The organism is Streptococcus sp. 2018110, assembly GCF_019754115.1.
Lineage (GTDB): Bacteria > Bacillota > Bacilli > Lactobacillales > Streptococcaceae > Streptococcus > Streptococcus hashimotonensis.
The window spans coordinates 45078-64812 of sequence record NZ_JAIJZO010000011.1 but is presented as its reverse complement, the minus strand read 5'-3'; the positions used below and the strand labels follow the sequence as shown (position 1 = coordinate 64812).

Annotated in this window: 20 protein-coding genes and 3 tRNA genes; 5 read left to right on the top strand and 18 right to left on the bottom strand. The window is 36.3% G+C overall.

The features are described from left to right. Positions 1–12: 12 nt before the first annotated feature. The 10 genes from mfd to K5Q34_RS07670 all read right to left on the bottom strand — a co-directional run bounded on the left by mfd (position 13) and on the right by K5Q34_RS07670 (position 11868). Positions 13–3507 (bottom strand): transcription-repair coupling factor, encoded by a 3495-nt coding sequence (mfd, locus tag K5Q34_RS07715; protein WP_221864796.1) that lies wholly within the window; start codon positions 3505–3507, stop codon positions 13–15. After that, positions 3507–4076: an aminoacyl-tRNA hydrolase gene (gene pth / locus K5Q34_RS07710; RefSeq protein WP_024384311.1), complete on the bottom strand. Its 570-nt coding sequence runs from the start codon at positions 4074–4076 to the stop codon at positions 3507–3509. The genes mfd and pth overlap by 1 nt, the downstream gene beginning before the upstream one ends. Positions 4077–4130: 54 nt before the next feature. Continuing rightward, on the bottom strand, positions 4131–5246 hold the full coding sequence (ychF, locus tag K5Q34_RS07705) for a redox-regulated ATPase YchF (RefSeq protein ID WP_014637241.1): 1116 nt from the start codon (positions 5244–5246) through the stop codon (positions 4131–4133). A gap of 85 nt (positions 5247–5331) precedes the next feature. Then, positions 5332–5691, bottom strand: coding sequence for a helix-turn-helix domain-containing protein (locus K5Q34_RS07700; RefSeq protein ID WP_221864795.1), 360 nt, complete (start codon positions 5689–5691; stop codon positions 5332–5334). 103 nt (positions 5692–5794) lie between these two features. Beyond that, on the bottom strand, positions 5795–5998 hold the full coding sequence (locus tag K5Q34_RS07695) for a DUF951 domain-containing protein (protein ID WP_029171245.1): 204 nt from the start codon (positions 5996–5998) through the stop codon (positions 5795–5797). 9 nt (positions 5999–6007) lie between these two features. Continuing rightward, positions 6008–6889 carry a diacylglycerol kinase family protein gene (locus K5Q34_RS07690; protein WP_221864794.1) on the bottom strand — a complete coding sequence of 294 codons (882 nt, stop codon included), beginning with the start codon at positions 6887–6889 and terminating at the stop codon, positions 6008–6010. 91 nt (positions 6890–6980) lie between these two features. Then, a complete protein-coding gene (gene dnaN, locus K5Q34_RS07685) occupies positions 6981–8117 on the bottom strand; it encodes a DNA polymerase III subunit beta (protein WP_004194538.1) in 1137 nt (378 codons plus the stop codon). 153 nt (positions 8118–8270) lie between these two features. Continuing rightward, entirely contained in the window at positions 8271–9644 is a 1374-nt protein-coding gene (gene dnaA, locus K5Q34_RS07680) for a chromosomal replication initiator protein DnaA (protein ID WP_024384308.1), read from the bottom strand. 202 nt (positions 9645–9846) lie between these two features. Next, positions 9847–10611 carry a ParB/RepB/Spo0J family partition protein gene (locus K5Q34_RS07675; protein ID WP_221864793.1) on the bottom strand — a complete coding sequence of 255 codons (765 nt, stop codon included), beginning with the start codon at positions 10609–10611 and terminating at the stop codon, positions 9847–9849. Positions 10612–10671: 60 nt separating this feature from the next. Beyond that, positions 10672–11868 (bottom strand): S1C family serine protease, encoded by a 1197-nt coding sequence (locus K5Q34_RS07670; protein WP_024384306.1) that lies wholly within the window; start codon positions 11866–11868, stop codon positions 10672–10674. A 173-nt stretch (positions 11869–12041) separates the two neighbouring features. On the opposite strand from K5Q34_RS07670, the gene rlmH reads away from it, so the two are divergent. Further along, a complete protein-coding gene (gene rlmH / locus K5Q34_RS07665) occupies positions 12042–12521 on the top strand; it encodes a 23S rRNA (pseudouridine(1915)-N(3))-methyltransferase RlmH (protein WP_221864792.1) in 480 nt (159 codons plus the stop codon). 24 nt (positions 12522–12545) lie between these two features. After that, positions 12546–13229, top strand: coding sequence for a YoaK family protein (locus K5Q34_RS07660; RefSeq protein ID WP_053867304.1), 684 nt, complete (start codon positions 12546–12548; stop codon positions 13227–13229). On the opposite strand, the gene K5Q34_RS07655 is transcribed toward K5Q34_RS07660, so the two are convergent. Then, a tRNA-Arg gene (locus K5Q34_RS07655) sits at positions 13227–13300 on the bottom strand. The two genes, K5Q34_RS07660 and K5Q34_RS07655, sit on opposite strands and share 3 nt — an antisense overlap. Positions 13301–13412: 112 nt before the next feature. Here K5Q34_RS07655 and K5Q34_RS07650 point away from each other — a divergent pair. Beyond that, positions 13413–13484: transfer RNA gene (locus tag K5Q34_RS07650), tRNA-Glu, on the top strand. Positions 13485–13489: 5 nt separating this feature from the next. Continuing rightward, positions 13490–13562: transfer RNA gene (locus K5Q34_RS07645), tRNA-Asn, on the top strand. Positions 13563–13734: 172 nt separating this feature from the next. Here the strand turns inward: K5Q34_RS07645 and K5Q34_RS07640 are convergent. The 6 genes from K5Q34_RS07640 to K5Q34_RS07615 all read right to left on the bottom strand — a co-directional run bounded on the left by K5Q34_RS07640 (position 13735) and on the right by K5Q34_RS07615 (position 18447). Beyond that, positions 13735–14856 carry a site-specific integrase gene (locus K5Q34_RS07640; protein ID WP_172004022.1) on the bottom strand — a complete coding sequence of 374 codons (1122 nt, stop codon included), beginning with the start codon at positions 14854–14856 and terminating at the stop codon, positions 13735–13737. Between the two features lie 62 nt (positions 14857–14918). After that, the gene (locus tag K5Q34_RS07635; protein WP_105096471.1) at positions 14919–15257 is read right to left on the bottom strand and encodes a DUF771 domain-containing protein; all 339 of its coding nucleotides are present in this window, start codon (positions 15255–15257) and stop codon (positions 14919–14921) included. Positions 15258–15319: 62 nt separating this feature from the next. Further along, a complete protein-coding gene (locus K5Q34_RS07630) occupies positions 15320–16570 on the bottom strand; it encodes a replication initiation factor domain-containing protein (RefSeq protein WP_205028814.1) in 1251 nt (416 codons plus the stop codon). 337 nt (positions 16571–16907) lie between these two features. After that, positions 16908–17627 (bottom strand): type IV secretory system conjugative DNA transfer family protein, encoded by a 720-nt coding sequence (locus K5Q34_RS07625; RefSeq protein WP_205028813.1) that lies wholly within the window; start codon positions 17625–17627, stop codon positions 16908–16910. A 12-nt stretch (positions 17628–17639) separates the two neighbouring features. Further along, positions 17640–18110, bottom strand: coding sequence for a hypothetical protein (locus K5Q34_RS07620; protein WP_024407766.1), 471 nt, complete (start codon positions 18108–18110; stop codon positions 17640–17642). Positions 18111–18150: 40 nt separating this feature from the next. Next, positions 18151–18447 (bottom strand): hypothetical protein, encoded by a 297-nt coding sequence (locus K5Q34_RS07615; protein ID WP_024407765.1) that lies wholly within the window; start codon positions 18445–18447, stop codon positions 18151–18153. Between the two features lie 209 nt (positions 18448–18656). On the opposite strand from K5Q34_RS07615, the gene K5Q34_RS07610 reads away from it, so the two are divergent. Next, entirely contained in the window at positions 18657–19304 is a 648-nt protein-coding gene (locus K5Q34_RS07610; RefSeq protein WP_024407764.1) for a hypothetical protein, read from the top strand. 35 nt (positions 19305–19339) lie between these two features. On the opposite strand, the gene K5Q34_RS07605 is transcribed toward K5Q34_RS07610, so the two are convergent. Then, complete coding sequence (locus tag K5Q34_RS07605) at positions 19340–19675, bottom strand: helix-turn-helix domain-containing protein (RefSeq protein WP_014638870.1); 336 nt, start codon at positions 19673–19675, stop codon at positions 19340–19342. Positions 19676–19735 lie beyond the last annotated feature (60 nt).

Below are 19735 nucleotides of genomic sequence, written 5' to 3'. Positions count from 1 at the left end.
TATTTGAGAAATTTATTCTGCCTTCCTTGCTTTAATTTCTTTTAATTTTTCGGCAAAAGAAATCAATTCCTCTAATATTTCATATTCTTTTTTCTGTTGAATGTTAAACACAACAGCTAGTTTTCCTTTATTTTCCGTTATCTGAGCTTTCAAATTTGTCACAGATAAAGCTTCAAAGTAATCTTGCGTTAGGAAAATTTGACCAGCCATAGGTTCGAATGTTACTGTTACTTGATGTTGTCTTCTAAGAACTGTATGACAGAAAACTTGGTCTAAAAGTGACTTCAATAGACCGATTTCCAGTAAGTAGGCTACTACATCAGGATACTCTCCAAAACGGTCTATCAATTCTTCTTGTAATTCTTGATAGTTGACACGACTGTCAATATTCTTTATACGCTTGTAAATTTCAATTTTTTGTCGCTGATCAGCAATATAGTCACTTGGTAGATAGGCGTCAATCTGTAGGTTGACCTCAGTGTTGCTTTTCTGACGTTGGGCTGCCTTACCTTGTTTTTCCAAGATGGCTTGTTCCAGCAATTGTGAATACAGTTCATACCCTACAGAATCAATAAATCCTGACTGGGCAGCGCCTAAAATATTTCCAGCTCCACGAATGGACAAATCTTGCATGGCAATCTTGAAACCTGATCCTAGTTCTGTAAAGCCCTTGATTGCCTCTAAACGTTTTTCAGCTACTTCTGTCAGGGACTTGTCTGGACGGTACATGAGATAGGCATAGGCAATCCGACTGGAACGGCCAACACGTCCTCGAAGTTGATAGAGAGTTGACAGTCCCATGTGATCGGCATTTTCAATAAACAGTGTATTAGCATTTGGAATATCAACACCTGTTTCGATGATTGTTGTGGTCACTAGAATATCATACTCACCCTCTACAAAGGCATAGAGAGTATTTTCTAATTGGATTTCCGACATTTGTCCATGGACGTATCCTATAGTAGCTTCTGGAACCAAGTCTTTTAATTCAGACACTTTCTGTTCAATGGTGTCAACTTTATTGTAAAGATAGTAAACCTGACCTCCGCGATCTATCTCACGAAGCATTGCATCTCGGATAACGGAAGGATTTGTTTCCATCACATAAGTTTGGACAGGATAGCGATTTGTCGGTGGAGTCTCAATTACTGATAAGTCACGGATTCCCAACATGGACATTTGCAATGTCCGAGGAATTGGAGTTGCAGTTAGGGTTAGGACATCTATTTTCTTTTTCAGTTCCTTCAAGCGTTCCTTATGTTTGACACCAAACCGTTGCTCTTCGTCAATCACCAGTAAACCTAAATCAGCAAAAACAACATCTTTTGATAGAAGGCGATGGGTACCAATCAAGATGTCAACTTGGCCTTTTTTCAACTTCTCAAGTGTTTTTTCCTGCTCTGCCTTTGTTTTAAAACGACTCATAACATCAACATTAACAGGAAATTCTGCAAACCGTTCTTGGAAATTAGCGTAGTGTTGCTGGGCTAAAACAGTCGTAGGAACAAGAATAGCTACTTGCTTGCCATCATTGACAGCTTTGAAAGCAGCACGCATAGCTACCTCTGTCTTACCAAAGCCAACATCCCCTACCAGCAAACGATCCATTGGAGAGTCTTTTTCCATATCTTGTTTGATTTCATCAATGGAACGAAGTTGGTCGTCGGTTTCCACATGTGTAAAGTAGTTGTCAAACTCAATCTGATTCTCATCATCTGGTGAAAAGGCAAAGCCTTTCAGTTGACTACGCTCCGCATAAAGCTTAATCAAATCATCTGCAATATCCTCCACTTGCTTCTGAACTTTTTGCTTGGTTCGTTGGAACCGACCATCGTTTAGTTTATTAACTTTTGGAGCTTTCCCATCAGACGCTAAGTATTTGGAGAGAAGATCAATTTGTTCTACAGGAATAGAAATGCGATCTGAGTTTTGATATTGAACCGTTAAATAATCACGATGAATGCCTGAAATTTCAATAGTCTCAATTCCTAAGTATTGACCGATACCATGAACATGGTGAACAACATAGTCACCAACTGCTAATTCACTATAGTCCTTAATACGTTCAGCGTTAGAAATATTGGTTCTACGTGTCTTACGCTTCATTTTCTTATTGAAAATCTCTTTTTCAGTGATGAAAACTAGTTTCTCATCCATCAAATGAAAACCTGAAGCTAACTGACCAATCGTAACCTGTTGCTGACCTTCTACTAACTTATCTGCTGCATGTACTGGAAGATGGATATCATACTCTTGTAAAGTTTTCTGTAAAGTCTGTAAACTTACATCAGAACTCGCTTGAATAACAACGGTATTGTTTGACTTCGCATACCGAGTCAATTCATCTTTTAACAGTGGAATCTGGTGGAAAAATTCCTGCATAGGATGCTGTGTGAATTGATAGAGAGCATCAAACTTTACATTACCTAAACCTTTTTGAAAACTTGAAAAGAAGGTGGCAGGTTTGTATTTTCTTAACTCCGAATAGGTAGATGCAAAATAGTGCAAACTTGACACTGATTTCCCCTTTTGTAAATCATCTGTCAATAACTCTGCTGATTCTTTTTCAAATTGAGACTGCTTGTCAGCAATTTTATGAAAATCATCTAAAAATAAGGGAGAACCCTTTGGCAAATAATCCAACAATGTCCAAGATTGTTCATATAAAAATGATAGAAATTTCCGTAAATCGGGATGACGATATTCCGTTTGCATATCTGCCACGACTTCTCGTAAATAAGACTGCTGCTCCCCACTTCTAGATTGGTCAATAGAGATTTGGATTTTCTGACTAGCCCGCTCATAGTCAGTAGACGATAAAATAATATCTGATGCTGGTGACAAACTGATTTGTTCGAGATTCTCTAAAGACTTTTGACTATCTACATCAAAAATACGGATGCCATCAATTTCATCTCCAAAGAATTCTAAACGGCAGGGAGCCTCTGCTTGCATATCAAAAATATCTAGAATATCCCCACGTTGGCTAAATTCCCCTTGTGTTAAAACACGAGAAACTTTTTTATAACCTATATTGACAAGTTTCTTTACAAGATTGTCAACTTCTATTTCTTGACCAACTTCAAGCTTTATTTTAGAACCTTTATAAGTCTCAGGACTCGGCAATAAGATCCTACAAGCAGCCATACTAGCAACTAAAATTCCTGAACTAGTAGAATCTGTCAAGAAATTTAAACTATCAATCCTTGATTGAGTACGTTCTTTTGATGCAAAAACAAACTCGGCAATAGGACTATCGTCTGTAAAAAAGTTGTAAACATTCTCACTTCCAACGATGGATGTTAAATCTGCAACTAATTTCTCAGCATCATTTTGAGTAGCAGTCACAATCATAATCTTTTCAGCCAAACAATCATAGGCAGTCGCCATGACTAATGACTTACTAGTTCCAGTGAGTCCTAATAATAGTTGACGAGTTGACTTGTTTAAGCCAGACTGCCACTGATTGATTTGCTTATTTTTGTGAAGAAGATCTAGTATATTCATTATCCGTTAAACTTTCTCATGATGCTATCAAAATCGTCCTCTTCCAGATAAAAGTTGACAGCCTTGTCAAGTTTATCTAGTGCTAAGTCGATTTCAATACGGTCTTCTGTATCAAATCCAGATAAGACATGATTGACAACGCTCATCTTTCCTTTTGGACGGCCAATACCAATCTTGATACGGTCAAATTCTTGTGTGCCAATATGCTTAACAATGGATTTAATCCCATTGTGGCCACCTGCGGAGCCTTTTTGACGGAAACGGATTTTCCCAACAGCCATGTCCAAGTCATCGTAAGCCACCAAAATATCTGTCTCATCTAGACCATAATAGGTCATCAGGGCATGGACAGCCTTACCTGATTCGTTCATGAAGGTCGTTGGCTTTACTAGATAGATTTTTTCACCGTCAATAAAGGTTGTGGCAATGTCTGCTTGGAAAATCTTATCGTGACTAAAAGTTACATTTTCACGCTTGGCAATCTTATCTAGCAACATAAAGCCGACATTGTGCTTGGTTTCAAAATAGCGATCCCCAGGATTTCCTAGGCCTATAATCAATCGTGTCATTTTTTCTCCTTACATACCAAAAGGCTGGAAAATGTATTCCAACCTAATTGTCTATTATACGTTAAAGCGGAACTCCATGATGTCCCCGTCTTGAACGACATATTCTTTTCCTTCCTCACGGAGGCGTCCTGCTTCCTTAACAGCTTTCTCAGAGCCGTATTGAATCAAATCATCATAGGACATGGTTACGGCACGGATAAAGCCTTTTTCGAAGTCTGAGTGGATGATGCCAGCACATTGAGGGGCTTTCATACCACGTTTGAAAGTCCAAGCACGAACTTCCTTCTCTCCTGCTGTAAAGTAGGTGCCTAGACCAAGCAAGTGATAGGCTGCACGTGTTAATTTGTCCACACCAGATTCTGTCAAGCCGAGGGCTTCCAAAAACTCACCCTTGTCTTCATCATCGAGTTCTGAAATTTCTTCTTCAGCACGCGCAGAAATCACCACCACTTCTGCATTTTCTGTTGCTGCAAAGTCACGGATTTGCTGAACATAACTGATAGACTCAGGATCTGCTACCTTGTCTTCATCGACGTTGGCAACATAGAGGACTGGTTTAGTGGTCAAGAGGAAGAGTTGCTTAACGATTTTTTGTTCTTCATCTGTGAAGTCAACTGTACGAGCAGATTTTCCGTCTTCTAGGACAGGTTTGATTTTTTCAAGAACTGCAAATTCTGCCACAGAATCCTTGTCTTTTTGCGTACGGGCCATTTTTTCTACACGGGCATAACGCTTGTTGATGCTCTCTAGGTCCGCCAAAATCAATTCTAGGTTAATAGTATCAATATCTGCGATAGGATCAACAAAGGCATCTTCACGACCTTGTTCACGCATGACATTTTCATCGTCAAAGGCACGCACCACGTGGACAATGGCATCAACTTCGCGGATATTGGCCAAGAATTTATTTCCAAGCCCTTCACCTTTAGAGGCACCTTTTACGATACCAGCAATATCGGTAAATTCAAAGGTCGTTGGCACTGTCTTTTTAGGAGTGATGAGTTCTGTCAACTTCTGCAAACGCTCATCAGGCACTTCTACCATGCCGACGTTTGGATCAATGGTCGCGAAAGGGTAGTTTGCAGCTTCTGCTCCTGCCTTGGTAATTGCGTTAAATAGGGTTGATTTACCAACGTTTGGCAAACCGACGATTCCTGCTGTTAAAGCCATGTTTTTTTTACTCTCCAATTAAAAATTCAATCATGACTATTATAGCAGAAAAATAGAGAAAAAGCTTGCTGATTGGCAAGCTTCGTTAAAAATAATGCATAATGAAAAATGAACCTAAAACAACAACTGCAACAAAAATGAGAGAGAGAATATCTCCTCTTGTAAGAGGTCGTTTGGATTCTTCGTTCAAGTATTCCCAAACATTCATTTTTCCTCGCTGTTCCACCACAATTTCCTTCTCAGGCTCTTTTCCTAAAACCAGATAATCCAGACTGACACCAAAAATTTCTGCCAGCTGGACCAGTTTGTCAATGTCTGGCGTTGCTTCACCATTTTCCCACTTGGAAACAGCCTGACGGGAGATATAGAGTTTCTCTGCCAACTCATCTTGGGATAGGTTATTGGCTGTGCGTAAAACTCGAATTTGCTGTGCCAACTGATTCATGGTCAGGTCCTCCTCTTTTTTCTAAGTCTATTATAGTTTAGAAAGGAACAGTTGACTAGCACTTTTTAGGAAAAATTCGCAACCAGCAGTTGCAAACTGTCAACTAGGTTTCACTAGGCAGCACTTGTTGCATTTTTCGTTCAAAATCATGCCGGCTCATCATGACTACATGGTCACAGTTGGTACAACGGATTTTGATATCCGCTCCTAGACGGATGACTTCCCATTTATTGGCCTTCTTGCCGGTCGATTTGATGACACAGGCATGAGGCTTTTTCATTTCGACAAAGGATCCTAATTGATACATACTTCCTCCTTAAAGATACATACTTCTTTCCTGATAGGTTAACGTTACCTCATTTGCAGTGCATATCTCTCCATCTATTTGCAATAATAATTTTTCTTTTGATTTTAAAACTACATCTAGCCCTGTTAAATGCTGAATTGTATGAGAAGATTCATGCCTCTTCGTTAATAAGGCTAACAATGATTGTAGACGTTGGTAGAAATTTCCATTTTTGAAGTAAACAATATCTACTTCCTTCTTTTTAGCACTTGCTGTTGGCCATATCATGATTCCTCCACCAAAATAAAGACTATTTGCTACAGAAATAAAAAAGAGATTACCTAACTGATAAGATTTTCCATCAAGAGTTAATTCTAAGTTTATAGCTTGTTTTGAAAATAATGTTTTAATACCAAAGAATAGATAAGTTAACCTCCCAAGTTTTACCTTGTTCAGAATTTTTTTCAAAATTGAATTCGTTGAACCATTGATAACTTGAGCTGCAAAGCCAAAATCCATACTGTTTACAACCGTTCCGTGTGAACTGTTTAAAACATATATCCGACTTGTTTTTCCCTCTAAAATGGCATCTACACTTCTATAGAGCGATGTTATATTCATTGCTTTTGCAAAATCATTTCCAGATCCTGTTGGATAATAAGCAAACGGTAGACTAGCTGGCCAAAAACGCAAGGCTTTAGATAGGGTGCCGTCTCCGCCTAAAATCATTAATTGGTCTTCACTACTGACAAACTCCTTTAAAATAGCCTCTATTTGACTTTTTTCATCCTCAGGCCCAACTGTCATAAAAATGTTAACTGCAAGCTGTGGATAACTTTCTTTTATTTTGAATATGATATGTTCAGCAGTATGGCTACCAGCATTAGGATTAGCTAATATATATAACGTCATTTATTCCCCATCACTAAATATATAAAAATAAGCTAGGTGCTATTTTTTAGTATAACATAAAAACGGCTAGTTTAGCCGTTCTTAATATTACTTAGTTGGTACGAACTGGTGTAACCAATTGAATAAAATCTTCCCCTTCATTATTGGGAATCAATGTAAATGGACGGACAGAAGAGATAAAGCTAATTTTCACTTGTTCACTAGTTGTGGCTTTCAATGCTTCTATCAAGTAAGTTGGGTTAAAGCTGATTACTAAGTCTTCACCTGATACTTCTACAGTATCTAATTCCTCATTCACACGTCCAACTTCTGGAGAATTTACATGAGCCGATACAACATTATTAGCAATTTCCAGTTTTACTGTACCATTTTGCGTTGCATTTGAAAGAAGACGAGCACGCTCCATCGAGTGACGAAGATTTGCAGTATCAAAAATTGCAGTTGTTTTAAACTCAGTTGGAATTAAGCGGTCGGTATCAGGGTAGGTACCTTCTAATAAGCGTGTATAGAAGCTAATATGCTCGCTTCTAAAAAGGATTTGATTATTTGAAAAGAAGACTTCTACTGTTTCAATATCATCTGTAAAAACTGCAGTAAATTCACGGAGAGAACGACTTGGAATGACAACATTAAAATCATCACCAGATGTATCAAGGACCAATTTTCGTTGGCTCATACGGTGTGAATCTGTTGCAACAGTTTTTAGATTTTTATTTTCTGTTAAAACAAAATGAACACCTGTAAGAATAGGACGACTTTCTTGTGTAGAAGCTGCAAATGCTGTTTCATTAATTGTTTGTTTTAATACTTTGGTTTCTAACACCAATGGTTTTGAAGTTGGAACTTCCTGTAAACGAGGATACTGTTCTGCTTCTTTTCCCTTTAATGTGATTTCAGACTTACCACTTGTCAAAACGATTTGCTTTTGTTCAATTTCATTGAAGTCAAGGACCAAATCCGGCATGCTGGATACGACATTAATAAAGAAACCAGCTTCTAAGAGAATGGAACCTGGAGAACTGATCAAAAGTCCTGCATTTTCATCTTGAATAGAAATAAAATGTTCAATCGAGATTTGTCCATTTGAACCAGTTAAAGTGATTCCTTCACTAGTTACTGTAATTTTTACTGTTGAAAGAATTGGAATAGCATTTTTTGTACTGATTGCCCGTTTAGTAATACTAAGTGCTTGTAGAAATATATTTTTATTAATAGAAAATTGAATCATGGATTCTCCTTTATTTATTATCTATAAGGTTAATAGTAATAGTAGTCTCTGTGTATTCTGTGGAAAAGTGATGAAAGACCAATAAAACTGCGGAAATTAACTTGTTCACAACTTGTGGAAAAAACAGAAGTTTTTTTAAAAGTTATACACAGGTTAACGAAGTTTATTTTTTATACTGGTAATCTCTATTTCTAAATTCTCATCATCCAAGAGGAGAGTTTTTATTTTATTGTATGCATGCATAACGGTTGTATGGTCTCGATTACCAAATTCTTTCCCAATTTTTGGAAGGGAATTGTCTGTCATTTCACGTGCTAAAAACATAGCAACTTGTCGCGCGTGAACGATATGTTGAACACGCTTAGAACCTTTTAATTCTTTCAAGCTGACACCGTAGAAATTTCCCACTTCGGTTTGGATTTTCTCAATAGGAATAACCATGTTTTGTGGATTTGTTTGTTTTCTTGATCGAATAGCCTCAGCAGCAACCTCGACACTTATCTCAGACAGTTGCCGCATAGTGGCTATCAAATGGATATCTTTTAAGGCACCTTCAAGGTCACGTACGTTCGAATCAAATTGCCCAGCTAGATAGGATAGCGTCTCATTTGTAAAGTTATAAGGCAGGTTCTCGCACTTGTTACGTAAAATTGCGATACGTGTTTCAAAATCAGGTGGAGTGATTTCACTGGTTAACCCCCATTTGAAACGTGTTACTAGTCTTTCTTCCAAATTGTCTAAGTGATCGGGATTACGGTCACTTGTGAGTACAATCTGCTTATTTTTTTCATGAAGCGCATTAAAAGTATGGAAAAATTCTTCCTGTGTTGTTGCTTTATTACGGAGAGACTGAATGTCATCAATTAGAAGTAAGTCCAGATTGCGATAGGTTTTTTTGAAACTTTCCATATCATTGAGACGGAGGTGTTCTAAAAATTCATTGATGAATGTTTCCGATGAGACATATTTTATCCTTGCCTGGGGATTATCGGCTAGAACCTTATTTCCAATCGCATTTAAAATATGAGTTTTTCCAAGACCAGGACCACCAAAAATGAATAATGGATTGTAGAGCTCACCTAGGTTATCAGATACAGCTAAAGCTGCAGCCTTTGCCCAGTGATTATTGTCTCCTTGTACAAAATTAGCAAAGGTGTACTGGGATTTTATGTCAGAATGAACCGGTTTAAAAGTTTCTTGAGGCGTAGCCGGCTCAGGTGTCTGTACCTGGTGAACCACTGAACTTCTTGCGTTTGTAATGTTCTTAATCTCCTGTTCATCCTCTGTAAATTGATATTGGATGGCAAGAGGCTCTCCGTAGATTTCAAAACTAGCGGCAATCATTAACTCTTCGAAGTTTTTTTCCCAGAAATCTTTTTTAAATGGACGATTTAAGAAAATATTGGCAACTTGCTGGTTGATTCCGAGTAATTTTGCATCAGCGACATAAAAATCATAAATAGATGGCTTAAAATTTACTTTTGCCAATTCAATAAATCGTTGCCAAAAAAGTTGTTCTTGGTTCATATTTTCCCCCTTTCACATTATATTCGTTAGAATAGTGTACCATAAAAAACAAAAGTTTTCCACAGATAATTTTTAAAATCCACACTGTTAAGAAAAGTTTTCCACAAGATGTGAATAAAAGTCAGAACCTTTGCTGGTCCTGACTTTTTGTAATGATTTTAGTGTGGAAAAGAGTGTTTATAAAAATAAATTGTAAACAAGTCTATTTTAAATTGTTGATAATTCTTTCGAATTCATCGAGGTCATTAAAGCTAATTCGAATTTCTCCGCTCCCGTTTTTCTTCTTGAGAATTTTTGTAGCTGTTCCAAGAGTTTTACTGAGTGAATCTTCCTGTTCTTTTAAAAATTGGTCGCGTTGTTTAAGCTTAGTGTGTTTTTTCTTATTTGCAGCTATTAATTTTTCAAGCGTACGCACACTTAAATCTTTTGATAAAATGAGTTGAACCCATTCGGCTTGCTTTTCTTCTGAAAATGACACCAATTGTCGCGCGTGCCCTTGTGAAATTTTTCCTTCTTCTACAGCTTGTTTAGTCTGAGATGATAGATTTAGTAGGCGCAATAAATTACTGATATATGGTCTTGATTTTCCCATGATTTGAGCAACTTCATCATGTGTTAACCCTCTACTAATCAATTTTTGATAAGAGGCTGCTTCTTCTATCGGATTTAAGTTAGAACGCTGCAGATTCTCTATGATAGCCTGATAGAGTAAATCATCATCAGTCAGTTCTTTTACCACTGCTGGTATTGTAGTCAGTTCAGCTAATTGACTGGCTCGCAACCTTCTTTCTCCAGCTAATAATTCGTATCCGATAATAGAAGATTTTCTTACAATAATCGGTTGAATTAAGCCATTTTCCTTAATAGATTGAGCAAGCTCAAGTAGCTCCTTTTCATCAAAATGAATTCTTGGCTGATAGGGATTGGGATGGATTTCTGAAATATTTAGTGTACGTAATTCTTCCATATATCCTTATTCTAGCAAAAAAAATGAGACTTTACAATTGTGTAAAGTCTCATTTGTCAATTATTCGCTAAGTTCTTCTGTAGAATGTGTCAACTTAATGTCAACAGTTTGTTTCTGATTATTGCGGTAATAAGTTACAGTGATTGTATCTCCAATTTGATGTTTGTAGAGAGCGCTCTGGAGGTCACTCTTATTTTGAATAGCTTCTCCGTCAATCTCAGTAATAACATCAAAAGTTTCTAATTTTCCATCTGCAGGTAGCCCACTTTGTGTAGAGACAATTACTACACCGGATGTTAATTCCGTATTTGATAATCCAGCTTTTTCCAATTGACTAGTTGACAAGGTCGTCAAGTTAACCATATGAACTCCAAGAGCAGGTCGGCTAACTTTTCCATCTTTTTCAAGTTGATTGATAATAGCTACGGCATCATTTGCAGGAATAGCAAATCCCATACCTTCCACAGCCACACCAGAGCTACTTACAGAACTTGAGGTGATTTTGCTAGAGGTGATACCAATAACTTGTCCTTGGATATTAATCAATGGTCCACCAGAGTTTCCTGGGTTGATAGCTGTATCGGTTTGAATAGCATTGGTTGAGATTGTTTGTCCGTCTTCTGATTGTGAAGTAACTGTCCGACTTAGGCTGGAAATAATACCTTGAGTAACTGTATTGGCGTAGACACTACCTAGAGGACTACCAATTGCGATAGCAGTTTCTCCAACTTTAATTGTATCGGAATCAGCAAATTCAGCAACAGTAGTGACTTTATCTGCTGATATTTTTATAACAGCTATATCAGAATAGGTATCGGAACCAACGAGTTCACCGCTGATTTTTTCTCCAGATGCTAAAAGAATATCAATCTTTTCTGCGTTATTAATAACATGTGTATTTGTCACAATATAGGCATATTGACCATCTTTTTTATAGATAACCCCAGACCCCTCTCCAGCAACAGCTAGTTCGTCAGATGATTCAATATTTCCAAAGATAGCACCAAGACTATTGTTGGCTGACTTTTGGTAATTAATAACAGACACAACAGCATTTTGTACTTTCTCTACAGCTTTTGTGGTGGAAGTTTCATTATTATATTGAACATTGCTGACACTAGTGATAGCAGAATTTGCTTGTTGAACCTGTGGTTGGAAGAAAGAGGCTGATAAGGCCCCGATAAGCCCCCCAAAAAATCCAATTACAAATAGAATCGCAAATTTCAAATATTTTTTCATATAAGGAATCCTTTCCATTTCTTTAATTTTCCTTAAGATTACTCTTGCTTTCTTAATTATAGCTTAAAGTTTTCAAAAATCAATCCACAACCTGTGGATAACTCTGTGAATTGTGTGAAAAACTGTAGCCATATCCTGATTTTCTAAAAATATTTTCTGTCGTATGCTTGTGGATATGTTACAATTATTTTATGAAAATAAAATTGATTACCGTTGGAAAATTGAAAGAAAAGTACCTCAAAGAAGGTATTGCAGAATATAGTAAACGATTGGGACGATTTACTAAGTTGGATATGATTGAGCTTCCTGATGAAAAAACACCAGATAAAGCCAGTCAGGCAGAGAATGAACAAATATTAAAAAAAGAAGCCGATAGAATTATGTCTAAAATTGGAGAGCGAGATTTTGTCATTGCCTTAGCGATAGAAGGGAAACAATTTCCATCGGAAGGATTTAGTCAAAAGCTATCTGATATTGCAGTAAATGGGTATTCAGATATAACTTTTATCATCGGTGGTAGTTTGGGTCTCGATTCTTGTATTAAAAAAAGAGCTAATTTGTTGATGAGTTTTGGACAGTTGACACTTCCCCATCAACTAATGAAATTAGTTCTCATCGAGCAGATTTATCGTGCATTTATGATTCAGCAGGGAAGCCCATATCATAAGTAGTTTCACGTGAAACAAGGAGTGAAAATGAATCAAAAAGATTATCGTGTTTTTGAGGGATTGAGAATTGCTTGTTCATTAACGTTTATCAGTGGTTATTTAAATGCCTTTACTTTTGTGACTCAGGGTGGTCGCTTTGCTGGTGTACAATCTGGAAATGTTATTTCCCTAGCTTATTTTTTAGCTAAAGGTGACTTTGCGCAGGTAGTTAATTTTTCCATTCCCATTTTATTTTTTGTATTCGGACAATTTTTTACCTACTTAGCAAGAAGGTATTTTGAAAAACAAACATGGTCTTGGCACTTTGGTAGTAGTGTAATGATGTTAGTTCTTATTTTACTAACTATCATTTTCTCACCTATTATGCCTGCGTCTTTTACAATTGCTAGCCTAGCCTTCGTAGCCTCTATTCAAGTAGAAACATTTAGAAGGTTACGAGGTGCTCCGTATGCCAATGTGATGATGACAGGGAACGTCAAAAATGCTGCTTACCTCTGGTTTAAAGGAGTTATTGAAAAAGATTCAGAACTTAGAAAAACAGGTAGAAACATCTTATTGACCATTATAGGATTTATGCTAGGTGTCATCATATCTACTCACCTATCCTTCCAATTTGAAGAATATGCCCTTATTGGTCTGATTTTGCCAGTTTTATATATTAATTATGAATTATGGCAAGAAAAAAGACCTACTCGAGGTAGGTCTAAATGATTCCAGCAGGATTCGAACCTGCGACCGTTCGCTTAGAAGGCGAATGCTCTATCCAGCTGAGCTATGGAACCTTAACCATTTTATTTTACATTAAACAAAGCACTCTGTCAATACAATAAAAAATCAAAAAAATGTATTGACAAACAAAGTCACATGTATTATACTAGTTATTGTTCTAAAAATGGTCCGTTGGTCAAGGGGTTAAGACACCGCCTTTTCACGGCGGTAACACGGGTTCGAATCCCGTACGGACTATTTCTTCCGCCATAGCTCAGTTGGTAGAGCGCATGACTGTTAATCATGATGTCACAGGTTCGAGCCCTGTTGGCGGAGTAAATAAAGCAGAGGAAACCTTGAGAAATCAAGGTTTTTTGTTGTTTTGGTCAAAACTTGGTCAATGAATTTACAGTTATTTCAATTTTGTTTGTTTTTCAGATTAAATTAAAAAAATATTGAAAAAGTGGTATGAATAATAATACAAAAGGGAAATTTGGTCAAAAAACGGTCAAGTAGTTGCTGACATGATTTTCCTAATTTTTTCAGTCTCTTCCTCTTCTTTTTCCTTAATAAGATGAGAGTAGGTTTCTATAATCTGCTTTGTGTCTTTATGACCTACGATTTTTGATAGTGTCCAAATATCGATTCCTTCAGCAAGTAAAATACTGATGTAGGTATGACGTATACCAGTAGCAGTTAGGACTTTTGGAGTTATATTTAATTGATGAAGCAGTTCACTGAGACAAGTATTGACAGTTTTATTTGAAGGTACACCATAAATTGGATTAACAAATAGAAGATTATTTGGATTATCGAAATCAATTGTATCTTGCTCTTTTAGCAATTTATCAAGTACCTCTATTACAGTATCATCAATAGGAATATTTCGTACAGATGTTTTTGTTTTAGGGTCTGTAAACTCATTTTTCGCTGAATCGTATCGCCTATAAGTTACAATCTCTTTGCTTTTCCAAAGTATGCAATCCCAAGTTAAGCCTAACACCTCTCCAAATCTCATACCAGTTTTTAACTGTATGTAAAGAAGATAGTAAACTAAGTTGTCAGTATAGTTTACATTATTGTAAAGATAATTAACTAATTTTTTATAATCTGCTTTACTATGAATATACTTATCTTCTTTTGATTTTGCTGGTTCTAATCCAGTTATCTTTACACCTATTGTAAAGTCATGGAAATCAAGTCGGTCTTGCTTAGCAAATTCTAGAACTTTCTTAACTTCAGAATTTAAACGAGCAACATTATCACGACCATTAGTTTTAGCAAATTGATTGATAAAGAGTTGGTAGCGACTAGCCTTTATATTTACCAGAGGCATATTTCCGAAAAATTCTTCAATTAGTTTGCCACGTTTTATGTGTTTGTTTAGTGTCGCCTGTTTTTTATTTAAAGGAACGATATGTAGCTCATACCATTTTTTCCAAAGTTCATGTAAACTAATTTGTCTATCAATGTTAGCCCCTTTTAGAAGTCTAAGCTCAATTTCGATTGCTTCAAGTTCAGCTTCTTTTTTAGTTCTAAATCCAGAATTTGAAGCTATTACTTTTCCTTTATCATCAAAGATTCTATAGTCCCATAATTTTTTCTTACCTCTTTGTCTATAGGATGCCATATAGTTACCTCACTTTCATAAAAAGCAGATAACCAAGGGTTGTCTTGGTTATCATAGCATAATTATTTGAAAATTTCTAGAAAATTCTGTTCGAAAAATTCACGTGTTTTAGTAGCTAAAAAGAAATATCGACCTCCTCGATTCTGAGGATATTTTACAAATCCGTTTGGGTTTTGGTCAATATCAATTTGTTTGCGAATAATTGGCTTATATAGGACATTTTCAAGTAGCCATGGACGAGATACAGAGAGCATTTCTAGGACATCGTTTAGTGTCATATAGTGACCTGCTACAGCACTTTTCTTCAGTCTTTCATATTCATCTTTATCTACAATAATCTTCGAATCAGGAAGCTTAATAGTGATATTTGCTAAGTCAATAGTAAATTTATTTATTTCCATGACTTTATCTCCCTTCTAAATTATGAGATAATAGACTAGGGATAAGCCTAGTCTTATCTCAGTTAATCGGCAACATCATTCTTATTGTTCTTGGCGGAATTTTTAGGGTTGATGTTGTTTTTTTGATAAAAAATTTGAAAAGCATCTTCAAGTAAATCTTTAAAATTAAGATTAGAGAGTTTGTCACCAAACTTAGATAACCATATTCCTACATCTGTGTTTGGGGTGTAGTTGGCCTCATACTCTTGAATTAGTCTGATGATGAAGTGGTTACGTGCTTCTGTTCCCCATATTGTTTCTATTTTCCGTAGAAGTGGATAAAAGCCACTACCTTTCATTAAATATAATATTGTTGCCATCAGGTCATTATTCCTTGAAGATAATGATTCTAGTGCTGGAAAGTCTCCCATACCTTTTATTAAATCACTTGTTACATCAATAGCTTCTCCAGTAGTTGTATCAAAGAAGCAATATTTATCAAGTATCTTATTAACAATTAGCTTGCTCAAGTCCTCAGAGCTATCTAATGTTAGTAGCAGAGCTAGGATTTGCTTACTATAAATTCCTTTATAGGAAGCTTCCATACGAATCCAAGAATCACAAAATTTTGTGAGGTGCATATATCGTCCCTGATTATCTAATTGCTCCTGGTACTTATTATAGATGCGAAGTAAAGCGTTAATATTCTTTTTCTTGCTACCAATATAAACAGTTTGTGCATATCCATTTACCTCTTGAGCACTAATTTTTGATATATTTTTACGCCCCTTGTTATTGGTAATGATGTATTTCTTTGTTTTCAATCCTTGGTAGAGGTCATTGACAGTTAACTTATAGTTAAAATAGTCAATGGCAAAGTCAATACGTGAAAGACGTAATTCATAGTAATCCTCGTCCAGTAAATGTGCCATGTTGTGGACGTCGATTGCTTTACCATTGAAGTCTTGATAACTAGATTTATATTGCGACAATGCAGATGCACTGAACTTTAATATAATACCCATTGTAAAGTTGGTCTGATGCCAAGCAATAGCAAAATAGTAAGGCAAGTCTTGAAAGGTGAATCCATCTGTATAGCCTGCTGGTGGTATCTTTAGAGGAATATACTCTCCAAAGAGAATAGGCAAAGATAGTTTCTCAGCCATTATTTCTGATAGCGATGAAGCAATTTGAAACCAATTAGCAAGAGACTCTCCTACAGTATCTTCTGTTGGCTTGATGACGAATGTTACTTCATCAATGCTGGTCATAATTACAGGTTTACGGTTAGTATCTTTTTGAAGATACTCTTCAATTTCGTTTTTACAAAACATAATTTACGTCCTTTTATCCGCCTATAAATTGATAGTTAACTGGGCGGTAGGTTTTATTTTAGTTAACTATTGCTACCGAGTAGCGAAATTCCTATGATTTAATTTTCCCATGATATGAAGCTATAGTCACCCTAAGTTTTATTTAGCAGGTAAATGCTTGCTTTGACAGCCTTTTGTAATGGTAGTAAGTTCCTTCCCTAAAGTGGAATGTGTAAAGCAAAGAATCTAGGAAATAATGGAACGGGGGTTATTACATTATCCCCGTTAGCCAGCTAAAGCTGGCGAGGCTGTAAGCCAATCCTTCGCCTGAAGGCTACGGGGCAACAGCCTCATCAAATTAAAAATAACGGTCTGAACGCTGCACAGCTTCCAGAATCAAATTTTCTAGCGGTCGCATGTTATAACTAGGTACTATGATGTGACGACTCTCTTTTCCATTGATTTTCATATATCCTACCCCTCGGGAGTTATTTCTTATGATGTTCTCTTTTTCATCAGAGAAGAGCATTGAGACCGTTTCTTTAGACAATTTACCTAGTGCAATCACTGTACCTATGGAATCACGTGATAAGCCAAGTGTTGACTTATGAGCGTCCTGCTGGGAAACGACTACAAATATAGAAAATGACCGTGATAATTGAATAAGACGTGTAAAGTCTTTTATAGCTTGGTCACGCTCCTTCTTATCAAGGCTATTTTGCCATGCAGTAAATTCATCAAAGCAGACTACTACAAATTCTCTGGACTTATCAAGCCCCTTTTGACGGTTTTCAAGAATTGATAATGCTAAAGTAAGGAGTTCTGCGACATCATTAAAACGCTTAAATCCTTTACATCCATCTAAAAAAGCAAAGTCAGAATCAGCCTTATAGTCGCCAATCAGAAACGTGGCTCTAGGGTAGGTGTGTGCAAAACGTGCTAAAAAAATTTTTGTCGCATAAGTCTTACCAGAACCGCTGGAACCTACTAAAAGAGCGTGTGGTACACGCTCAACTGGTATATCCCAGAAGAAGTGATTTCCAGCATCAAAAAGCTTTTTATCAAGAAAACATTTCATCTGTTCACACTCCTAATTAGAACTATAGGAAAATTGAATTTCCAAATTGAGATAATACTGATTGTTATACCTCAACAGTTCTCCAAATTTGGGTGTAATATATAACGACTTCCCTTTGTCTGACCAATTTTCATAAGTTATAGAATCAACCAGAAATTTACTAAATTGTGTCAGAAAAACTTGTTGGATATAGCTTTCTTCTTCCTCAACAGGCTTTTTAGATAGCATAACAGGAAAACGAATAAGGTGAGAACGATAATCACTGCTAGTTTGCAAGTATCGAATATAGCGACTATCAAAAAGAAGTTTTTGCCCTGAAACAGTTGCAGTTTTTTCAATTACCTGTTCAATATCTGCTATGATTGTTGGGAGGTTTAATTGAAGTATTTGAGCCTGTTTCTGTTTTTCTTTAATCTCGCTAATTCTAAGAGCAAAATAAAGAAATCCAGCAAATAAGATAATTAACCAAGACAAAATTGTCATAAAAAGTCCTTTCTATGGCTAGGAGGAATCCCCCTAGCCACTAAACCAACTCAATAAAAGCAGACTTAGCTTTGACTGAAAGCGCACCGCGATTCCCACTTGTGTAGGCATTGATAGAAACATTATCAAGAGTAATTTCTACTTTTTCATCAAACAAAGTTGTAAAGTCTGATATATTCACGGTATCAACTTTTATATTTGTCTGACTAAAACGCCCCTCTAACGAGCGTATTCCGATAGAGAGTTGGATTTGACCAGTACTGTGCCCAGACGTAAAATCTTTTACTTCCGATGCCCCGAGCAAGCGCCCTTGAATTGTTACTTGTGTAGCTTCCATGAGCCACCTCTTTTCTAACCCATGTGGGTAAATAATGTTGTGTGATAGCTATCTCACACTACGAGAATAACATACAAATAATTCAGTTTCTACCTAACGTCTAGGTACTGATGTAATAGGCTTTTTCCACTTTCACTAACGGAATAAAGTACACTTGAATTTGTTCATCGGTTATGCTAATCTAATGAAAAATATGTGAGGTGCTATTTATGTCTATAGATGTTGTTGAACAACAAGAAAAATTATTACTAGCTTGTATAACTCTGAACTTTGTTGAAGATTTAGAGGAATTCAAGGAATTTCAAGAACTTTCAGCTGAAGAAAAAGGATACAAAGCAATATTAGAATACGTCGATGATATGATTGATTCTAAAGTAGGTGTTAAAACACTAGAAAAAATCTTCCAAGGAAACCCTTCTACGTCCAAAACAGCTATTAGTGATAGAGCTTATAATGCTATCTTTGAAAATGAAATATTTAGTGAATTAAGTGAAAAAATATACGAAGGCATTCAAAACAATGATAAAGTAATTATGGACAAGGTTACGGACATTATTGAGCATCGAATTGAAAACAAAGAATTCCCTAAGATATTGGAGAAGATGAAGAAATCAAGTAATTGTCATTATGCTCTACCTATGTTATTACAAAATGAGCAACTATTAACGAATGTGCTTGATTATCTCCCTTTAATTGAAAAGATTTTTGAATCAGAGGAGAATGTTACAGTATTTTGCCAACTAGCTGAACGATTGGAAATGTTTAAGATAGTTGAGGAGTTTGAGGACTGGGAGAATGTTGAACAGTTTATCAAATCTGTTCAAACACGAAACGGATTTGATAATTACATAGATTAGAGCATGCAAAAAGCCAAGTCATTTTTCGACTTGGCTTATTTTTCAACTTCTTCTATTAAATTTATCATAAGTTTTAAGAGTCGCTCTTGTTTATCTTTAGGGAGCTCAGCAAGCAGGGACAGTAATTGATTGGTCAGAGGGTTGTTTTCTTTTAGCGAGATATCAAAAAATGTTTCTACATCTGTATCAAGAGCAGACATGATTTTTTCAAGTGTTTGGATTTTTATGTTTGGTTCTAAGTTTTCGAGTTTATAGGCGTATTTTAAAGGGAGGTCGGCATACTCCTCTAGTTGTTGCTGGGTCATGTTTTTTTGGATTCTGAGAATACGAATCCGTTTACCGATATATGCCCTTAAATTTGTTGTTTTCATGTTGATACCTCTTTTAGAACCTATACTACTGTATTTAATATCTTTAAAGAACTACTCCAA